At 53.9% G+C, this 16,293-nt stretch carries 9 protein-coding genes and 2 pseudogenes; 2 read left to right on the top strand and 9 right to left on the bottom strand.

Going from position 1 to position 16,293, the window contains the following annotated elements; all coding sequences use genetic code 11:
- Positions 1-71 precede the first annotated feature (71 nt).
- The 4 genes from ABE504_RS03960 to ABE504_RS03945 form a co-directional block, all read right to left on the bottom strand.
- A complete protein-coding gene (locus ABE504_RS03960; RefSeq protein WP_430084824.1) occupies positions 72-1,154 on the bottom strand; it encodes a Gfo/Idh/MocA family protein in 1,083 nt (360 codons plus the stop codon).
- A 128-nt stretch (positions 1,155-1,282) separates the two neighbouring features.
- On the bottom strand, positions 1,283-1,999 hold the full coding sequence (locus ABE504_RS03955; RefSeq protein WP_430084821.1) for a response regulator transcription factor: 717 nt from the start codon (positions 1,997-1,999) through the stop codon (positions 1,283-1,285).
- 120 nt (positions 2,000-2,119) lie between these two features.
- A complete protein-coding gene (gene pnpS, locus ABE504_RS03950; protein ID WP_430084976.1) occupies positions 2,120-3,916 on the bottom strand; it encodes a two-component system histidine kinase PnpS in 1,797 nt (598 codons plus the stop codon).
- A 124-nt stretch (positions 3,917-4,040) separates the two neighbouring features.
- A complete protein-coding gene (locus ABE504_RS03945) occupies positions 4,041-5,588 on the bottom strand; it encodes a fumarate hydratase (protein WP_430084818.1) in 1,548 nt (515 codons plus the stop codon).
- A gap of 305 nt (positions 5,589-5,893) precedes the next feature.
- On the opposite strand from ABE504_RS03945, the gene ABE504_RS03940 reads away from it, so the two are divergent.
- Together ABE504_RS03940 and yfbR are read left to right on the top strand one after the other, a co-directional pair.
- Positions 5,894-7,030 carry a polysaccharide deacetylase family protein gene (locus tag ABE504_RS03940; protein WP_430084815.1) on the top strand — a complete coding sequence of 379 codons (1,137 nt, stop codon included), beginning with the start codon at positions 5,894-5,896 and terminating at the stop codon, positions 7,028-7,030.
- A 21-nt stretch (positions 7,031-7,051) separates the two neighbouring features.
- A complete protein-coding gene (gene yfbR / locus ABE504_RS03935; protein ID WP_430084812.1) occupies positions 7,052-7,660 on the top strand; it encodes a 5'-deoxynucleotidase in 609 nt (202 codons plus the stop codon).
- Positions 7,661-7,911: 251 nt separating this feature from the next.
- On the opposite strand, the gene ABE504_RS03930 is transcribed toward yfbR, so the two are convergent.
- The 5 genes and pseudogenes from ABE504_RS03930 to mdh form a co-directional block, all read right to left on the bottom strand.
- Positions 7,912-8,346: a hypothetical protein gene (locus tag ABE504_RS03930; protein WP_430084810.1), complete on the bottom strand. Its 435-nt coding sequence runs from the start codon at positions 8,344-8,346 to the stop codon at positions 7,912-7,914.
- 183 nt (positions 8,347-8,529) lie between these two features.
- Positions 8,530-9,075: an S-layer homology domain-containing protein gene (locus ABE504_RS03925; RefSeq protein ID WP_430084973.1), complete on the bottom strand. Its 546-nt coding sequence runs from the start codon at positions 9,073-9,075 to the stop codon at positions 8,530-8,532.
- Positions 9,076-9,858: 783 nt separating this feature from the next.
- A pseudogene (locus ABE504_RS03920) lies at positions 9,859-11,130 on the bottom strand (pectate lyase family protein); the annotation flags it as partial.
- Positions 11,122-12,729 (bottom strand): annotated as a pseudogene (locus ABE504_RS03915) (pectinesterase family protein); the annotation flags it as partial. The pseudogenes ABE504_RS03920 and ABE504_RS03915, both read right to left, overlap by 9 nt.
- 2,584 nt (positions 12,730-15,313) lie before the next feature.
- Positions 15,314-16,255: a malate dehydrogenase gene (mdh, locus tag ABE504_RS03910; RefSeq protein ID WP_430084807.1), complete on the bottom strand. Its 942-nt coding sequence runs from the start codon at positions 16,253-16,255 to the stop codon at positions 15,314-15,316.
- Positions 16,256-16,293: the final 38 nt, after the last annotated feature.

Raw genomic sequence — 16,293 nt, 5'->3', positions numbered from 1 at the left:
CTCCTTCCCATACAAAAAGCCTCCATCCCATACCATGTACAGGAAAGAGGCATTGCCCGGGAAATATATTTTTAGTCGAAATAAACAGCTTGACCCGTCCGCGCCGACTCGTAAATCGCTTCTAAAATCTCCGACACTACACAAGCCTGCTCCGGCGTCACCACCGGCTCGGTATCGTTCTCGATCGCTTGAATCCAGAGACGCATTTCCAAGTCCGAAGGACTTTCCGTCTTCCCGTCATAGAACGCCACGCCGCCAGCTTTCAGCTCGACTTCGGTCGTGAACAAGCGGCTGTGCTTTTCGCCGTTGATGCGCAGACCGTCCTTCATGTCGGCGCCGCCTTCTGTCCCGCAAAGCGTACATTTCGCTTCGTCGACTTCCAGCGTATTCAAAGCCCAGCTCGATTCCAGCATAATCGTCGCACCGTTCTTCATCGTAATCATACCGAATGCGGAATCTTCGACCGTGAACTTGCTAGGGTCCCATGGGCCCCAAGCGTTCGCTGCGTTCTCGCGTTGGGACAGCTTATGGTACGACGTACCGAGCACAACCTTCGGCTCATAGTTGTTCATCATCCAGAGCGTCAAATCCAGCGCATGGGTGCCGATGTCGATCAACGGACCGCCACCTTGTTTCTCCTCATCGAGAAATACGCCCCATGTCGGAACTGCACGGCGACGAATCGCATGCGCCTTCGCAAAATAAACCTCGCCCAGCTCGCCATCCTGGCACAACTTGTACAAGTGCTGGCTGTCGCTGCGGAACCGGTTGTTGTAGCCAACCGTCAGTTTTTTGCCGGTACGCTTGGCCGCTTCCACCATGCGTCTTGCGTCCTCGGACGTTTTCGCCATTGGCTTCTCGGACATGACGTGCTTGCCCGCTTCCAGCGCAGCAATGGTAATCTCCGCATGCGAGTCATTCGGCGTACAGACGTGCACGATATCAATGGAGCCGTCTTGCAGCACCTCACGGTAGTCCTCGTAGACACGAGTTTCGCCTTTTCCGTATTTCTCCGCAGCTTCACGCGCGCGTTCCGGCACGATGTCGCAGAATACGACCATTTCCACATTGTTCAGCTTGCTAAGACTCGGCATATGCTTGCCGTTCGCAATGCCGCCACAACCGATAATTGCGATACGATACGTTGTTGACATGATAATCCTCCTCGGGACGTTCTTGGATTGAGTCCTACATTCATTATGTAACCTACTCTTCCAATTATACGAAACCCGATATGGAAAGAAATTTCAGATTGTGCGGAGATCCTATTCAATTGTGCTGTTTACTTTTTAATCATGCTGGCGATCAGCTTGTAGCCGACCCCGCGAATCGAGTCGATCTGCACCGATTGCTGATTCATTTCCAGCTTCTTGCGCAGCGAGCTTACGTGAACGTCCACCGTCCGCTGTCCGCCGATGTAATCGAAGCCCCAAACGATGTTCATCAGATCGTCCCGCGTCACGACGACGCCAGGGCGCTGCACCAAATAGAGCAGCACTTCGAACTCCTTCGGCCGAAGCGGAATCGACTCGCCGTTCAGCACGACTTCATATTTTTCCGGATATATAAAAAGCTCGCCGGCCTGAATGACCTTCTCATTCGACTTCATCATGTCGGGCGCCGCATCATCCGATTGCGTACGGCGAAGCACCGCCGCGACGCGCGCCAGGAGCTCGGCCACCCCGAACGGCTTCGTGATATAATCGTCCGCGCCATGCTTGAGCCCCTGCACGACCTCGTCCTCGGCATTGCGAGCCGTTAAAATAATGACCGGCGTCCGATTCCCCTTTTGCCGCAGCTTCGTCAACACCTCAAACCCGTTCAGGCCCGGCAGCATAATGTCCAAAATGATCAACTCATAAGACTGCTGCAGCGCCTCTTGAAGGCCATCGCCGCCATGATCGATGACTTTCGTGTCATACCCTTCCTGCGAAAGGTTATACGAAAGCAAGCGAGCCAGCGTCGGCTCATCTTCAATGACTAAAATCTTGTGTGCCATGGGATCCCCCGCATTTACAGATTATTAACAATTGCACAGTTCCAGTGTACCACAGGAATGTAAAATCATTGTAAAGCGATTGTTACCCCCGTGTAAATCCGCGTGAAAATCCGTCTATTTTTAATGAATCACCGGCAGTTCAATCGTAAATCTCGTACCGATGCCGACCTCGCTGTGAACCCGAATCGTGCCTTTATGCAGTTCCACCAAATGTTTGACAATCGACAGGCCCAGCCCTGTGCCGCCTGAGCTGCGCGAGCGCGCCTTATCCACGCGGTAGAACCGCTCGAAAATACGCGGCAAATCCTTCTTAGGAATCCCCATCCCGGTATCCGAGACGATCAGGCGCAGGCGCTCGTAGTCGCCGTCCGCATTCATTTCCAACGGCTCAACCCGCACACGCACCTTGCCGCCCTCCTGCGTATACGCAATGCCGTTCGACAACAAGTTGATAATAATTTGCCGCAGCCGATCCTCGTCCGCTTCAATATAAATATCGTCGTCGACCTGCATGCTAAGCTCAATATGCTTCTTCTCAGCTTCCTTGCGCAGCACGCTCAGCGATTTCTCCAGAAATTCCGGCAAGTAAACTGGGGAAAAATTCATCGGTATCCGCTTCGACTCAATCTTCGAAAGCTCCAAAATATCGCCGATCAGCCGGTTCAACCGTTCGCTCTCGTCCAAAATAATTTGCAGAAACGACACCGCCGTTTCCTTGTCGTTCAGCGCGCCCGCCAGCAGCGTTTCCGCGAAGCCTTTGACGGCAGCGATCGGCGTCTTCAGCTCATGCGACACGTTCGCCACGAACTCGCTGCGCATCCGCTCCAGCCGCCGCACGGCGGTAATGTCGTGAATGACGATCAGCACGCCGGACCACTCCTCGTCCTCCTGCGCAATCGGGCTAAGGTGAATGTCCAGGATACGCTCTTCCGGATAGTAAAAAATCATTTCATCCCGAATCGGTTCCTGCTCTTCGATGCATTCCTGGATGAGCTGCGTAAACTCATACTGCTGCTTCGCTTCATTATAACGCTTGCCCAGCAGCTCCTGGGACGAAAAGCCGAGAATCGTCTCCGCCGAAGGATTCATCAGCGTAATCCGCTCATCGCGGTCGATCATCATAATGCCGCTCATCATATTTTCCATCACGCCCTGCAGCCTGCGCTCGTTCTCTTGAATGCGCGCCATTTGCGCCTGGAGGCTCTCGGACATCCGGTTGATCGCCTGCCCGAGCTGCCCGACCTCGTCGTTACTGTAGGCAGGAACGCGCGACTCATAGTTCATATTCGTAATCTGCTGCGCCACCTTCGTCATCCGCTCAATCGGACGCGTAATGCCTCTGGCGATCCGATAGCTGACGATACCGGCGATCAGGAACAGCAGCACCAAGCCGCCGATCAGAAACAACCAGACGCTGCGGATCGTATCTTCCACCTGCACCAGACTCATGGAGATGCGCAAGTAGCCGAGGATGTTTTGGCTCTTATCCTTAATCGGAATGGCCGCATACAGCATATTCTCATGCAGTGTATCGCTAAACCGGGTCGTGTAGCCGACCCCGTCGCTCCTCGCCGCAGCGATTTCCGGCCGGTCGAAATGGTTGTCCATTTGCGCCGGGCTTTGGTCGGAATCCCCGAGTACTTTGCCGTCTGCGCGCACAAATGTGACTCGTTCATTCGTTGCCTGTTTCAACCGCATGGCTTGGGATGAGTAGTAAGACACCAGTTCCTCTTCTGTCCCGGTGCGATCCCAGACGTTTGTGGCAGCGATAACCTGAAGCTCCCGCTCCATATTTTGCTTTAGGGATTCGATATGCGAATTCTCCAGTACTTTCGCCATAAAAATGCCGGCTACCAACATCGAACAGCCGATCAGCACAATCAAAATTAACGTGAGCTTCGCTCGAAACTTCGTCATCATAGGTGGATAACCTCCGGAAGGTTGTCTGACTCCCTTAACCATGAATAAAGAAAAAAGGGCTACTCTAAATAGTAACCCTTTCCATCCGGAATAATCCAGTTATTTTTTTGTAAAGATGCACCTATTTGAACACAGGTTCTTTCAGCAAAGAAAGCTTCTCAAACGCATTTTTCTCCACATCGGCGTGCAGGCTGTTGCCGTGTGAATCCATCGTCACAATGGCAGCAAAACCTTCGGTCTTCAGGTGCCACATCGCTTCCGGAATACCGAATTCCATGAAGTCGACGCCTTCGACTTTTTTGAAACAGCGTGCGTAGTACTGTGCGGCGCCGCCAATTGCATTCAAGTATACACCGCCGTGCTCCTTGAGCGCTGCCAGCGTCTTCGGCCCCATGCCGCCCTTGCCGATGACCGCGCGAATGCCGAATTTCTTGATAATGTCGCCTTGGTAAGGCTCCTCTCGAATGCTCGTCGTCGGACCTGCCGCTCTAACGTGCCATTCGCCAGCCTGATCTTTGCTCATCACCGGACCGCAGTGGTAGATCGCTGCCCCGTTCAAATCCAGCGGCGCATCGTGATCCATCAAATATTTGTGCAAGGCATCGCGGCCTGTATGCATCGTGCCGTTGATGACGACCACGTCGCCGACTTTCAAGCTGCGGATCTGTTCTTCGGTGATCGGTGTCGTCAGCACGATTTCGCGCGGCTCCTCGTCTGAATTTTGCGCTTCCGCGCTGCTGGCTTCGAACGCTTCCTTGAAGGAAACTTCCGTGCCGCGCAGGTAGGACCAGCCGTTGATTTCGCCGGTTTCCGCATTCAGGATCACGCCTTGACGACGGAACGCCCAGCAATTGTACGCCACGGAAACGAAGAAGGAAGCCGGAAGGCGGTTCATCACGCCGACTTTGCAGCCGAGCAGGGTCACTTGACCGCCGAAGCCCATCGTGCCGATGCCGAGCGTGTTCGCGTGCTCCATCACGTACTCTTCCAGTTGACGCAGCTCCAGATGCGGGTTCACATCGTCCACATGGCGGAACAGTTGATGTTTCGCCAGCTCATAGCCGGTCGTACGGTCGCCGCCGATGCCCACGCCGATAAAGCCCGCTGAGCAGCCCTGGCCTTGCGCCTGGTAGACCGCGTGCATGATGCATTTGCGGATGCCGTCGAGATCGCGGCCCGCTTTGCCAAGCCCTTCCAGATCAGCCGGAAGGCTGTATTGGATGTTTTTGTTCTCGCAGCCGCCGCCTTTGAGAATCAGCTTCACTTCAATATCCTCGCGCTCCCACTGCTCGAAGTGTACCACTGGTGTTCCTGGTCCCAGGTTGTCCCCGCTGTTCGCACCTGTCAAGGAATCGACCGAGTTCGTGCGCAGCTTGCTCGCTTTCGTCGCATTCGCGACCGCTTCAAGAATCTGCTTTTTCATAACGATTTGGTTTGCCCCGACCGGACAGTGTATAATAAACGTTGGCATGCCCGTATCCTGGCAAATCGGGGATACGTTGCACTCCGCCATATGAATGTTATCCGCAATACGGGACAGCGACAGCGCCGAGCGCGTGCCTTTGTCTTCTTTGTCCTGCGCAGCCTGCACGGCGCGGCGTACGTCGCCCGGCAAATTCGTGGACGTTTCCACAATCAGATCATAAACGCTTTGATAGAAATGCTGCATGATGATTCCCTAGCTCCTCTCAATTTGAAACAAAATTCATTGCCCTCGTATCTATGATTATATCATACCTTTTTAGAAGAGTTCGAATGTTCTTCCAAGTGAGTGTTCAAAAAGACGGCTTTTCAGCACCGAGAAGGTTGCGAGAAGTTGAAGAAGGAGGAGCGGAGTGTAGGCAAAACCTACATGAGCACCGCACTTCGAAGCTGAACGCAAGATTCGATGTCGAGTCCGCTTCATGAAATTCTTCGTGATCAAAAGACGGCTTTTTGAACAACCCTACAAGGAAAAGAAGGAGATTCCCTGACATGTCCAAAAGATTGCTGCTAACAGCGCTCATCGGCCTGATCGGCATGACGCTTCTGCTCTCGCCCCTGCAAGCCGAAAAGGCGGGCGAAGTGTATTATCAAGACCAGGTTGCGGTGCTGATGTACCATCACGTTCACGATACCGACACCAGCTCCAGCACGATCACGAGAGCTCTGCTGCAGAACCAACTGCAGACGCTGCTGAGCCGCGGGTTCCATTTCATAACGCTGGACGAATTCAGGCAGTATATGAACGGCGCGTCCGTGCCGTCCAATGCGGTGCTCGTCACATTCGACGACGGCTATCAGAGCTTTTATACGTCCGCCTATCCGATTCTTAAAGAGCTGCGAGTTCCTGCGGTTAACTTTGTCATCACAACGGATCTGGCCGATCCGCTGGCTTCCTATATTCCGTCCATGTCGAAGGAACAGATCAGCGAAATGACGCATAACACGAATTTCATCGATGTCGGTTGTCATACGGATAACATGCATCACAAGCTCGATAACGGCGAAGCTGCCCTCGTCGGGAAAAATGCGGGCGAAACCGAAGCCGCTTACGAGGGGCGCGTGCTCGCGGACGCGCAGGCGTGCGTCGGCAAGCTGACGCCGCTGACGGACCGCCCGCTTGACGCGATGGCGTACCCTTACGGCATCACGTCGCCGGCGGCGACGGCGCAAGTAGCGAAGGCGGGCATCCGCTACGCCTTCACGATCACGCCGGAGATGGCGACGCGCAGCGCCGATCACCTACTCATCCCGCGGATCAACGCAGGCAGCCCGAACATCACGCCGGAGCTGCTGGTGCGCTCGATCCAGCGCCGGGTTACCGCGCAGCCGGGACACAGCCCGCTGCGCGTCGATGCGGCCAGCGCCGCCGCGCAGCTCGGCGGCACGGCCGATCTGGATGGCGGAGCGCTGCAGCTCCGCCTTGGAGACACCGCATTCACCCTTGAGGTGAATGCGCGGACCGCCACGCGCGGCGACGCGCGCGTGAAGCTGCAGGAGCCCGTGCTGCGCAGCCACGGGCAGATCACGATCGCGCTTGACGACCTGCAAGCGCTGATCGGCCGGCCGCTCGTGTACAACGCGGCCACAGGCACGATCGCTGAGCGCGTGCCGCTCAGCATGAACTAACAGAAGGAGCTAACGACAGCTATGGATCATCATTTTTTTGCTTACTTATACCGCCTCAAATATATTGACCGCTGGAGTCTCATGTGGAACATGCGCCGGGAAAATGTCGCGGAGCACTCGTTCTACGTCGCCTCCATCGCCCACATGCTGTGTACGATTGCGAATGAAGTGTACGGCAAGCAGGTGCCGACCGACCGCGTCGTCTCGATTGCCTTGTTCCACGACGCGTCCGAGGTGCTGACCGGGGACATTCCGCAGCCGGTGAAGCACAACAACAAGGAAATCCTGCGCAATTTCCGGGAAATTGAAGATGTCGCCGCTGAGCGCCTCCTGCAGACGATTCCGTCGGCCATTCGGGACACGTACCGCAAGCTGATTCAGGAGCCGGAGCCCGACCTGTACACCTGGGTCAAAGCCGCCGACCTGATCGAAGCGTACATCAAGTGCCTGACCGAGCTGTCCACCGGGAACCGCGAGTTCGTCGTTGCCAAACAGCAGGTGCTTGCTTCCTTGCAAAAAATGAACATGCCGGAAGTCGACTACTTCCTGAAACATATGAGCGCATCGTTTGAGAAAACGCTCGACGAAATTACGTTGACGGAGCCGGATGATCCATCGGCTGACGAATAAAAAAAGCTTCCGCTCCCCAATGAACTTTGGGGGTGGAAGCTTTTTGAATGGGAAGAGCGAAACCTGCAAATAAGCAGGAATCCCAGTCTCTCCCCTTCTGAACCATGAAATTCCTGCGAATCAGCAGGCATTTGGGGTGAGCCCTCTCTTTTCGAAGGGAATCATCCAAAAAAACCTGCTTTATCGCAGGCATTTTGCTAAAAACGGCGATCTTACGGAAAATTCCTGCATTTTTGCAGGAAGTTGCCGCACTACTGCAGTATTTGCGGATTCGTCATGATGAGAATGGCCAACACGACCGCTACCGCCGCGATCCAGGAGAACGTTTTGATTTTCGCAGCGTCCGGTGCTGTGCTTTGGCCCGATTGGCTGTTCTTCACCAATTTCTTGATGCGGCTGCCAATCATACCCGTGACTGCACCAACGATCAGGAGCAGTACAACAGCAAGGCCCATCCACAAGCCGGATGGCATCGGATCGATCTGGCTTACCATTGCGCCACCGGATAAGAAAGCCACAATCAAAGCGAATTGGCCCACACGGTTCAGCGAGGACAGCAGCCCTGCAAAGCCTTGCAGCGCCGCACCAGACAGGCTTGCAGCCCGTCCCACGACAAACGGGAATACCACATAAGCTCCTAGTAATAATGCACTAAGCACATGCAAAAAAATCATAACCTGATACATGTCGTCTACCTCCACAACTTCTTCATTAGAATTGTTCTCTTGTAGTATACAGAATCGATTCCATTTGAACAAGAAAGCGATGTCATCCGGCTCCGATATTCACCATTTCTCCACAAAAATGTGACGGAATCGGCAGAAAGAACCCCGATTGCCAGAACTCGGGCAACCGGGGTTCAACGTTGCTTACGATTGAATAAAGCCGATCACTTGCAGCAATCGTTTCAGCATCACCGCTGCTTCCGCGCGGGTCGTCGTGTCCTGCGGACCAAACGCGCTGTCCGTCAGACCGTTCAGGATGCCTGTATTCACAGCGTCCGCTACGGCTTGCTGAGCAAACGGACTTATCTCGCTTCCATCTGACGTAAAGCGGGATAGGCCTTCGCCTTGTGCTGAAGGCTTCTGACCGGCCAGCTGCAGCGCTCGGATCACCATGACTGCGGCTTGCTCGCGCGTCAAGCTTCCATTCGGACGGAAACTTCCGTCCTCAAAGCCGCTGATCAATCCGGCCTTGGCGGCTGCAGCCACAACGCCTGCGTACCACTCGCTGCCGTTCACATCCGTAAACGCTTCGGATGTCCCTGTCGGCACATTCAGCGCCCGCACCAGCAAGGCGGCGAATTCAGCACGGGAAATATGTCCCTCAGGCGTGAATTGCCCCGCAGCTTCTCCTTGAATAAGCAATTTCGATGTCAGCATGCTAACATCCGCTTCCGCCCAATGCCCTCCCATATCCCTGAAGGAAGGGTGGGATTCCACCAGCGTCAGAATGCCGCCGCTCTTCATTTGAGCTGTAATCGCGGTACCCTCTGCATTCACAGTAAATGTAGCTGGAATAAAACCGAATTCGCCTGTTGCCGGATCATAGAGCGCAGCTGTCACGTGCTTTGGATCCAATTTCTTGGTGAGTTGGATATGCACAAAGGCATGGCCGATCTCCATGATATTACCCACCATCGTTTTGCCATTAACCTGCGCTGTCAAGCCAATTTCCAAAGCGCCGCTCAGCAGCGTTAACCCTGACTGCCCCGCCTTCGCTGCAATCGCTTTGCCGCTCGCATCTGACACCTTCCCGAAGGTCAGCTCCAGCTCGGCTGGAGCGCCGTCAGTTGCAGTTCCGCTTGTGAGAGCGGCGGCATTCATCTTGTTCAGAGGCAGCTCCACGACCACGCCGTCATGGCTGACGGACAATACCGCATCCGGCGCGGTTTGCTTGGCTTCGTTCAAAGCGCCTGCGTCCAGTTTCAGACGCACAAGCTGATCTTCTCCCGGAATTTCTAGCGAAATGGTCCGTTTGCCGCCCTCCAGCGACTTCGCCGCCTGCTTCAACACCGATGCCTCAATTTTCGTCTGCGCCACCACGCGCCCATCTTCGGTTTTGTCATGCATTACCGTCAGATTCGAAATGTGAACGCCATCAACAGCCGACTGAACGGTCTGCACCGCTGTCATAGCGCCGCTGCTTGACGAAGACGTGCTTCCTTCGTTCGTCTCCTCTACAAGGAGCGTTCCTTCTGCACCGGCATTCGCGAGTAGAAGCGCAGGCACGTTGGCCGCAGCATCCATGCGATTGAAGAGTGTCGGCGTCCAGCTCACTGGCTGAATGTTCAAGCTTTGCCCGATTTGAACTTCCTTGCCGTTCAGTACCGAGCCTGTATCCGTGAAGTTCGTTGCGCCGGCGAACACGCCGATTAATGCGGACGCTTGCGTATCGGCATCCTGCTTAAAGTAGTTATTTTGCGCATAAATTTGTGACGAGAAGCCTGCTCCCATCGTATACAGGAACGGGTAACTGGCATGATTTAACGTTCCTTCATAATAATTGTTATACATGTGCACTTGTCCGTATCTGACGCGCGGTGCGCGCTGCACAATGTTCCTGTAATAATTATGATGGAACGTAATGCGCTCTTTCCCGATATCACCGGTAAATTCATCACTGCCGCCAACCAGCGTTGTTTTGTCATGATCATGGAAATAGTTGTACGAGACCGTGACCAAGTCAGAAGCATTCGTGATATCCACTGCGCCGTCATGCTGCTGGTATTGCCGTCCAAAGTACATTTTGCTGTAATCGTCGACCAATGCGCCGTCGCTAAACGTATTGTGGTCAATCCAGATATGCGTTGCACCTTTCAAGGTAATGCTGTCAAAAGCCGAATTCCAGTTGCCAGTATCTCCATCCGTTGGGTCCCATTGCGGGAAGTAATCAAACGCATTCTGGAAATCAAGATTGCGGATGATGACGTTATCCACATTTTGAATCATGAGATTGCCGCCCAAAATTTTGGCTCTGGTGCCCGGCATGCCGACGATCGTCGTATTCGAGCCTACGTTAATTTTAATCTGCTTTCCTTGATTCGCTTCCGATGCGGCACGCGCGGTTTCCAGCGGTCCTGAAGGCACTGCGGCTTTCCCCCACACCGCAGGATCATACGCCGCCAGGTAGGCGTTAAAATCATAAGCCGGATCCTGATAAGCTTCCGCTCCCACCGGCACATCGTTATCATCCACATTCATGTCGATGGTGCCTTTTACATAAATCAGCTTCGGTGTTGCATTGCTTGCATTCTTGCTGTTGTCGCCGCCCAGCGCCTGAATCAGTTCGCTTCGTTTCGTTACAACGTACATGTTCGACGGCGCCGCCATGGAACCGCCTTTCGTGCCCCCGGAGAAGGAAGCCCAGCCGTCATTCGTTGCCAAGACCTGTTTGCCCAGATCCGAAGCATCGGATTGTGTAACGACCACTGTCAGTGGCAAGGAGAAGCTGTCAAAATGAACCTGCAGCGTCGTCGCGCCCTCCGGCAGCTTCGCCAACGCTTCCTTCTTCAGCGTCAGGACGTTGCCGCTCAAGGCATAGTCGTTCTCGTTCCACGCCGCACCATCATTTGTAATGCCTGTCAGCGTATAGCCGCTGCCCGATACGAGTGCGTAAACATCGGATTGCTTCAATGGATTTTTATCGAAGCTGGCAGATAGTGCCGTCAAGCTCGGCGCATAGCTAATCTTTGGCATCATGACAGGCAGCGCAGGGTTCCAGCTTCTGGCCGCCGGATCACTGTTCGACGGATCAGCGAACAGCTGCGGAATCGTCAAGCTTGCCTCTTCCCCTGTCAGTTGCGTCGAGATTTGTCTCGCGGATGGGATTGCGCCCGGACCATAGCTGTCGTACTCCGAGAAGTCATAGGTAATGCAGGAGCCCGCACAAGCCGAAAGCCATCCGCCCGGAAGGAACTGGTCCGAATCAATGAGTGTATGAATGAACTTGATCTTGGCATTGTCTTTCCAAGGACGCCCCAGATCGTAAGTGCCCGACGCCGATGGATCTTCCACGATTTGGGAATTGAAAAATACATACCCAACATCCGACGTATTTTTCTGTGCGCCTGCCGTGATATGGCCGCCTCCGCCGGAATTGCTGACGAGCACCAGCTTCACATTATCAAACACAGCAGCCGTCGCTTCACCAAAAATAAAATCGACATCGCCTTGAATCATACTGTTATGGAAGTACTGGCGGCCCTTGCCGGCACTGTTCAGACCGGTATAAAGCGTATCCTGATAGCCGATCAGCTTGACGGATTCGAGCGCTGCCATGTCGCTTTTCAAGGAAAGCGCCACCGCTTGCGCAACGGCCGATCGCGGAGCCGCGCTGTTCTCAATCGTCAGCTGGGAGGCTTGGAAGTAATCGGCCGTTACCTCAACGGTTTGGCTCAGGAACGTATTGCCGGTATGACCCGGCTGCCCGACTGTCGCCGTTGTCCCCGCATAATCCCCATACACAATCCTGGTTTTATCCATGCCTTCGCCTACAAGACTGATATACTTGCTCTTGATGGACAGCTTTTCTGTATAGGTGCCTTCGGTAATAAAAATGATTGTTCTTTCCGTATTCGATAACGGAACAGCATCGATCGCGCTTTGAATCGTATTGAACACAGTTACGCCATCCGCTGCCGCATTTTTGTCGACCGTCAACACCTTGGCCGGAAGCGCTGCAATCTCTTGCGTGCCTGGACCTTCGCCTGCGGCACTAACAGCCGACACAACATAGTAGTACGTTGTACCGTTGCTGACATCTGTATCCACATACGATGCCGAAGCGCTTGCTGTTACAACCGTATAAGGGCCGCCTGCTGTAAGAGATCTTTTAACCTTGTACGTGGTGGCATCCGGAACGGATGACCATGTAAGGCTGACCTGACCGCTGCTTGCGGCGGCTTGCCAGTTCTCCGGCGCGGCCGGCGCTCCTTCAACGGTTTGCTGTGTGCCTACGGCCAGCTCATTGGAAATGCGGCTGATCTGCCCGGAATGCGATGCCGTGACCACATAATAGTAGGTCTGGCCTTCTGCGATTGAAGCGTCGGTATACGCCGCTTCCGTCATATCTGCAGCAACCGTCGTATAAGGACCGCCGCTAACTTCACTTCTTTTCACCGTGTATGTAACAGCTGCGCCGCTCGATGTCCAGCTAAGTGCCACAGCTGCGCCGTCTTTCTTAGCAGTCAGAAGAACCGGTGCTGCAACAGGTGCTGCAGACGAAATTTTCAGCAATTGGGAACCAGGACTTGCTCCTCCAACGTTCCATGCCGTGACTTGATAATAGTACTCCGTCCCATTCGTCAAGCCCTTGTCCAGATACGAAGTGCTTGTCAGCTTCTCAGCAATCGTTTCAAACGGCCCGTTCGGCGTCGTGCTTCTCAGCAGCGTATAGGTTGAAGGAACGATCGTGTCATCCTCATCCTTACCTGTTACCGAGGTCCATGCAAGCGTCAACTGACTGTCTCTGATTTGCAGCGCTGACGGGATAAATTCCGGCGCCGTTGCCGGAGGTGTGACGTTATTGGGAACGCCCACCGCTTCGTGGGAATAATCGCTGACTTCGCTTCCCTTCACAGCCGCGATGACATAATAGTAGTTCCGCTTGTTCACTAAGCCTGTGTCGGTCCAGGACGGCGATGCTGCAGTCGTGATGAGCGTATACGGTCCTCCTGCCGTTTCGCTGCGGTACACGTTGTAAGCCTCAGCTCCGCTCGCTGCATGCCAGCTAAGCAAAACCTTGTTATTAGCGCCTTCCGTTTTCACCTTTTGCGGCGTCGTTACAGCTTGCTTGTAGACGCGCACATTGTCCACATACATAGAGCCTGTAGATGAACCCGCAGTTCTCGCCTGAATTTTGGCAATATCGGTGTCCGTTTTTGTAAAATTGTAATTCCCCTCATAGATGCCATTCAGGAAAACATCCGCAGAGCTGGTTCCTGTATCCGCTACAAACTTCAAATGATACCAGGTTCCCGCACTCAGGGTCGCCATCGTTTTCAAATTCGTAATGCTGAACGTTAAAATCGGCGTGCTGCTCGTGCTGCTCAGCAGCTCCAACGGATACGAATCGCCGATTAGTGCCGGCTGCATGAAATCCAGCTCGGCCGTCAAGCCGCTGAGTCCCGAAACCGGCTCAAAGCTGTGCGTGAATCCACCGCGGCGTCCGGCATTCGCATTGTCGTTAATCCACAGCACATTCGTCCCATTCCCGGGAATCGTTGGCGATATATTTTTCGCCGGTGCCGTCTCTGTCGGTGTGTAATATGTATTCGTCAGATGACTGTTGCTAACGACTGTAATGTTATTGATCGCCGCATCGCTGGTATTGGCAATCGAGACATAACCTGCAGGCACTTCGCCAAGTGCGGCGTTCTCGAAGTTGTCCTGGATTAAATAGGCGCCTGCCATACTGCTGACCTCCGTCGAGTATGCGCTGACGCCCGACGCATTGGCCGCAGTCACGACATAATAGTAAGTGCTGCCGTTCGCCGCTGTCTCATCGGTAAAGCTCGTATCCATTAATTCATTCGGGCCAATCTGCAGGTAAGGTCCTCCGCTTGTCTCACTGCGTTGAACCTGATAATAAGTTGCATCGGTAACAGATGACCAACTTAAGGCAATCTGATTGTTCCCTGCAGCAGCGCTTACACTTGGCGGATCAAGCGGTGAAGCCAAGCTCGTCTGGAGATTTCCCAGCGGTGTCGACATGTCGGACGTGTAGCTGTTCGTTAGCGTAATGCTGTCAAACGTGGCTGTTGCCGACGTCCCCACCGCTAAGCCCACATACACCGCCTGACTGACGGTCACGTCGGTCATGGCCTTCGCATTGATCTGCGTCCAGGTGATCGTCGTGGCATCCGCAATCCCGATATCGAAATACATGTCCGCTTTACCGGCAGCATTCCACTGCTTACGAACACGCATATAGCTTGGCGGATCATCGTAGGTGACATTCGAACCGCTCACCTTATAGCCGGAGTTGCTCGCTGCACTTGCGGAAGCGGCACTTTTCGAAATGGTGTAAGGCTGATACTTATTGCTGGTCCCATAATAAGCACCATATACGAAAGAGCTTCCCTGTGACATGGCGCTGCGAACGAGGATCCCTGCTGTCGCGCTGCTCACATAGGGAAAGGACTTCAGTCTGGCAATCATAGTGAAGTCCCCTGTCACCTCCGTATACGCATACTGAAATTGCTCATTAACCGAGGTCTGATTAACAATACCGGCACCACTACTGCTCAGCGACAAAGTGCCTGTTGACTTGTCATACGAGCTGGAGCCGCCGGAACCGTTATACCCGAGACTGCTCCATCCCAACGGTATGGATGCAGCTTGTACCGCAGCATTTCCGCCGAACGGGATGTATGCTGCAAACAACAAAAAGCAAAGCAGCATACATTTGAAATTCATCCTCTTCATTCGAATAGCCCTCCTGGTCCACTTCAAAAATTCGCGTCGTTTAAACGCTTTCATCATGCTGATTTCAGCATATGCGGACAGGCTCATTACGTACATAATCCTCATCTCAGAATGCAGGAGGCACAAGGGTTTCAACTCAAAACATGTTCCAATGATTATCATGATTATTGCAAAAAAGCCCCCCTCATTTGACAATGAAGGAGGCTCTTATGTGTACGATTGAAGTTTACCCCGTTACAATTTTCACGACATTCCGAACGGAATTCGCCGTTTTGTCCAGCGCCGCTTTCTCGGCATCCGTAAGCTCGATGTCCATGATTTTCTCAATGCCGTTCGCGCCAAGCACGGTCAGCACACCCATGAACAAGTTCTCATAACCGAATTCGCCTTCGAGCAACGCAATGGTTGGGATAATGCGTTTCTTATCTTTCAGGATCGCTTCTGTCATTTGCACAAGGGAAGCTGCTGGGGCATAATACGCGCTGCCGTTGCCGAGCAGGTTCACGATTTCGCCACCGCCAGTGCGGGTGCGCTGGACGATCGCTTCAATCCGATCCGCCGGAATCAGCTTCTCGATCGGAATGCCGCCGGCGTACGTATAGCGTACGAGCGGCACCATGTCGTCGCCGTGACCGCCGATCACGACCCCTTGAACGTCCTCCACCGACACGTTCAGCTCTTGCGAGATGAACGTTAAGTACCGAGCCGTATCCAGCACGCCGGATTGGCCGATCACGCGGTTTTTCGGGAAGCCCAGCGCTTGATACGCGACATAGGTCATCGCATCCACCGGGTTGCTCAAGATGATCACGATCGCGTTTGGCGCGACCTCTTTGACGTTCTCGCACACGGATTTGACGATCCCCGCATTCGTGTTCACCAGGTCGTCGCGGCTCATGCCCGGCTTGCGGGCGATCCCCGCTGTGATGATCACGATGTCGGAATCCGCCGCATCCGCGTAACTGGACGTTCCGGTGATCTGCGCGTCAAAGCCTTGCACCGGCCCTGCTTCGAGCATATCGAGGGCTTTGCCCTTCGTCGGATTCTCCAGCTGCGGAATGTCCAGCAGCACGATATTCCCCAATTCTTTCTGAGCAAGCATCAGAGCTGTTGTCGCACCGGTGAACCCGGCGCCGACAACCGTAATTTTATTACGACGAATTGCCATTTAAAATTACCTCCTGAACGATTGATTTGAGAGGAAGT

The sequence above is a fragment of the Paenibacillus oryzisoli genome, assembly GCF_050467285.1.
In the GTDB taxonomy this organism is placed as follows: Bacteria; Bacillota; Bacilli; order Paenibacillales; family NBRC-103111; genus Paenibacillus_E; species Paenibacillus_E oryzisoli_A.
The sequence above is the reverse complement of the archived record's forward strand: the minus strand, read 5'-3'. Positions and strand labels throughout refer to the sequence as shown.